Origin of the sequence: Streptococcus halichoeri (assembly GCF_009870755.1) — a bacterium.
Taxonomy (GTDB): Bacteria; Bacillota; Bacilli; order Lactobacillales; family Streptococcaceae; genus Streptococcus; species Streptococcus halichoeri.
Genome location: NZ_WLZU01000048.1, coordinates 1 through 3,878 on the forward strand (window position 1 = coordinate 1; position 3,878 = coordinate 3,878).

Consider the following 3,878-nt stretch of genomic DNA (forward strand, 5'->3'; position numbering starts at 1 on the left):
AACCTAGCGGTGTGGCTTTGGTTGGGCTAATCCCTTTTAGTCAGTTTAGAGTTAGTAGGGCGAGACGCATAAAGGCATTTTCTCTATAATCCCGATTTTTGTCCCGCCTTCTTTTTATTGTTATAATAGATATATGAGTAGAAAACAGTTTTTATTTTTCGCCTTTATTTGTGGTTTTGAAACCTATTTTTTCAACGATGCTTTTATGAATGGTGATTATTTATTTGCCGGTTTTTGGGGATTTTTGTTGCTGCGTGACCTACGTAAGGTTCGAGCAATCACTAGGTTTTCCAAGTCTCTGCTTGAAGCAGCTAAAGCGTCCAAGAAGAAAGACTAATTTCACCACTGTGTAAGGTTTCAAGAGAGCCATCCTTTTTTTGGACAATGAGGTAGCCCTGATTAGTTATGTCAATAGCTTTGGCTTGGATTTCTTGCCCCTGTTGCATATAGTTCACTTGTCTATTTAAGACAAGTGATTTTTCTTTATAAACTTTGATATGATCTTCAACTGGAATAGTGAAAAATAAGTTCCAAATGTCGCTAATCAGGTCATTTCGCGAGATGCTTGCCTCTTGTGTAAAGAGTGAAGTGGCACGATCTTTAAGGTTTTCTGGAAAGTCAGTGACTAAAAAGTTTAGACCAACACCAATAATCACATCCGTGATGAGACCTGTTTCAACGGATGTAATAGCTTCTGTCAAAATTCCAGCTAGTTTTTTTTGTCCGATATAAATATCATTGACCCATTTGATTTGAGCATCAATACCTGTTAAACGTGAAATTGCTTTGACGATACTTGAAGCGACCATCATAGTATAAGGAGGCATTTGGGCATAGGGTATATTTGGGCTTAAATGCAAGGACATGTAGATACCGCCATGTTGAGAAGCAAAGAATTCTCTATTGAGACGTCCTTTAGCACCTAATTGGGTAGGTGCTAGATAAAGGCGAGGGCTTGATAGTTTGCTTTCGATTCCTTTTTTAGCGTCAATCTGAGTAGACTGGCTTTTTTCGTGGTAAGAGACAGGAAGTTGCAAGTCTTGGCTAATCTTATCTGGGAGTAGTAAATCACCTTTTGTAATGCGATAACCTTTATGCTTTAAAGATTGAATTTCAATGCCCTGGTTTTCGAGACTTTTTATGGATTTCCAAACAGATGTACGTGAAATAGCTAATTGTTCTGCTAAGTATTCACCGCTGACGTAATCATTTGCTTCAGCTAATAAGAGATAGATTTTTTCAGAAGTTTTCATACCTCTAGTATAGTACAAACTATCTAGATTTCAAGTCTAAATAAAAATGCTAAATTCAGATTAATCTAATTTAAATAAGTGATATGAAGGTGAAAAAAAGATTGCAAGAAGAAAAAGCTTCTGTTATAATTAACTAGTTAACTTTGTAATTAACTGGTTAACTTATGGAGGAATTAATGAAAAGTAAAAAACTAATCTTATTAGCAGGTCTGGTTTTGACTTGCCAATTAACCTTGTCAGCTTGTCAAACTGATAAAAATAATGCAACTAGTCAACCAAAGACTAAGCAAGTTACTAAAAAAGAAGATAGTAAGAAAAAACAAAGCTCTAAAAAAATGGTCGCAACTAAAAAAGACCGTAAGGGCGTGGCTGGGGTTGATTTTCCAACAGATGATGGGTTCATTTTAACAAAAGATTCTAAAATTTTATCTAAAACTGACAATGGTATTGTCGTTGAACACGATGGTCATTCTCATTTTATCTTTTATGCAGACCTTAAAGGGAGTCAGTTTGACTACTTGATTCCAAAAGGTGCTAACATGAGAAAACCTCAAATGGTAGCTGCTTCATCTCAAACATCAGTACCAGGGGCTAATGATCCTCACCATCATTATGTCTTTAATCCGGCAGATATTGTGGCTGAAGACGCTTTAGGTTATACGGTTCGTCATGGCGATCATTTCCATTATATCTTGAAGAGTTTACTTGGTGGAGCTGTGAACTACAAACCACAAGCACAATTAGTGACGATTTCTAATCCAAATCAGCGTTATTCAGGTGTTCATTTTGCAACAAGTGATGGCTTTTTATTTGATGGAACTGGAATCGTAGGTCGCACAGCTCAAGGCTTGTTGGTTAATCATGATGGTCATACCCATGTGGTGACTTATGATAGTATTCGTCATAGTAAATGGGCTCACTTAATTGAAGAAAAACAAGAAGCTCCTGCTAAGAAAGAGCGTTCTGCTGAGTTAAGCAAAGAAATTGAATTGAAGAAAGCTCATTTAGCGAAATCAGTTGGTATTTCAGTGGATAGCATCCAAGTGGAAGAAAGTGAAGAAGTTATTGTCTTGATTTACCCACATGGTGATCACTCCCACTCAACTGCCTTGGATGAAATTTCGTTAGATAAACCTTTTGATCCTCATGCTCATTCTCATGCTCAAGATCGAATTGGGATGGCTACATTGAAACGTATTGGTTTTGATGATGAAGTGATTATGGATATCTTACATGCTGATGCTGAAACACCTTTCCCATCTAAAGAAAGAGATGAAGCTAAGATGCGTGAGTGGTTGAAAACAGTGACCAAGTTAAATATTGGTCAACGTCAAAATCCATTAAAACGTTTTGGATTGAACTTAATGCCAAACTTAGAAGTTTTAGGAATCGGTTTTACTCCAATTGATGATATCACTCCTGTTTTCCAGTTTAAAAATCTAAAACAACTTTGGATGACTCAAACAGGTATAACGGATTACTCATTCTTAGAAAAAATGCCTCTACTTGAAGGACTAGATATTTCTCAAAATAATTTGAAAGATCTTAGTTTCTTAAGCAAATACAAACAGTTAACGCTTGTAGCAGCGGCTGACAATGAAGTGGAAGATATTACTGTCTTAGGTGAATTACCAAACCTTAAATTCTTAGTTTTGAGTAATAATAAGATTTCAGACCTTAAACCTTTAGAGAAACTAGCGCAGATTGAAGAATTGCACCTTGATAATAATATGGTGACAGATCTTACTCCTGTGTCAAACAAAGAAAGTCTGAAAGTTATTGACCTTTCTAAAAATAAAACAGTAGACATGTCTAGCTTGAAAGCTCCTAAACTAGAAACTTTGATGTTAAACGAAACGAATGTGACTAGTTTAGAATTCTTAGCCAATAATCCAAGTTTAGAAAACTTAACGATTAACCAATCAAAACTAGCAAGCCTATCTGGTATTGAGACATCTCAAGCCATTGATCGACTTGAAGCCAAAGAAAATCAAATCAAGTCTCTTGCCTTAGCGAATAAGCAAACGACCTTACGCTCATTAGACTTAAGTGGTAACCAAGTTTCAAACTTGGAAGGAATCAATCAATTGACAGCTTTAGAAAATCTTAGCTTGTCTAAAAACCAATTGACTAATCTTAACCTGTCTGAGAAAAATACAAGTGTGACTAGTCTTGATGTTAGTCATAATCAGATTCCACTAAAAGATCTTGAGTTAAATGAGAATAAGATTCCAGTGGCAATCGCAGACAATTTTGTTTCAGTTAATGAAGGTTCTATTGTTGGAAATGGTACGGATCAAGAAAAAGCTGAACTAGCAGAGAAAACAAAACATCAAGTAGCAGAAGAAGCACAAGCGCATGACGACCATGACCATGAACATGAACATGAACACGATGATGAGCATGACCACAATCATGACCACCATCACGCTCATTAATGTAAGGATTAAGTGCACATAGGCTTCTTGCCGACTAAGACCTTCAATTGTTATTGAGGGTCTCAGATTGAAGACAAAGCTCTAGGAATTGATTTTTCTAGGGCTTTTCTTTTTGCCAAGAGTTATAATAAAGATAAGAAGTTCTAGGAGGTCTCAGTATGTTCCACAAAGAAAATCCTAACTATAA

3 protein-coding genes are annotated in these 3,878 nt (G+C 36.2%); 2 read left to right on the plus strand and 1 reads right to left on the minus strand.

Going from position 1 to position 3,878, the window contains the following annotated elements; genetic code table 11:
• Positions 1-133 precede the first annotated feature (133 nt).
• Complete coding sequence (locus GWD08_RS08560) at positions 134-337, plus strand: DUF3272 family protein (RefSeq protein ID WP_159546206.1); 204 nt, start codon at positions 134-136, stop codon at positions 335-337.
• On the opposite strand, the gene birA is transcribed toward GWD08_RS08560, so the two are convergent.
• Positions 312-1,253, minus strand: a complete 942-nt coding sequence (birA, locus tag GWD08_RS08565; protein ID WP_159565239.1) for a bifunctional biotin--[acetyl-CoA-carboxylase] ligase/biotin operon repressor BirA — start codon at positions 1,251-1,253, stop codon at positions 312-314. The genes GWD08_RS08560 and birA overlap by 26 nt on opposite strands.
• A 176-nt stretch (positions 1,254-1,429) precedes the next feature.
• Here birA and GWD08_RS08570 point away from each other — a divergent pair, with 176 nt between their 5' ends.
• A complete protein-coding gene (locus GWD08_RS08570; protein ID WP_159565241.1) occupies positions 1,430-3,691 on the plus strand; it encodes a pneumococcal-type histidine triad protein in 2,262 nt (753 codons plus the stop codon).
• The last annotated feature ends 187 nt before the right edge of the window (positions 3,692-3,878 follow it).

Bases quoted from the DNA above. Each gene is read 5' to 3' on its own strand.
- GWD08_RS08560 (WP_159546206.1), top strand. From the start codon at position 134: ATGAGTAGAAAACAGTTTTTATTTTTCGCCTTTATTTGTGGTTTTGAA.
- birA (WP_159565239.1), bottom strand. From the start codon at position 1,253: ATGAAAACTTCTGAAAAAATCTATCTCTTATTAGCTGAAGCAAATGAT.
- GWD08_RS08570 (WP_159565241.1), top strand. From the start codon at position 1,430: ATGAAAAGTAAAAAACTAATCTTATTAGCAGGTCTGGTTTTGACTTGC.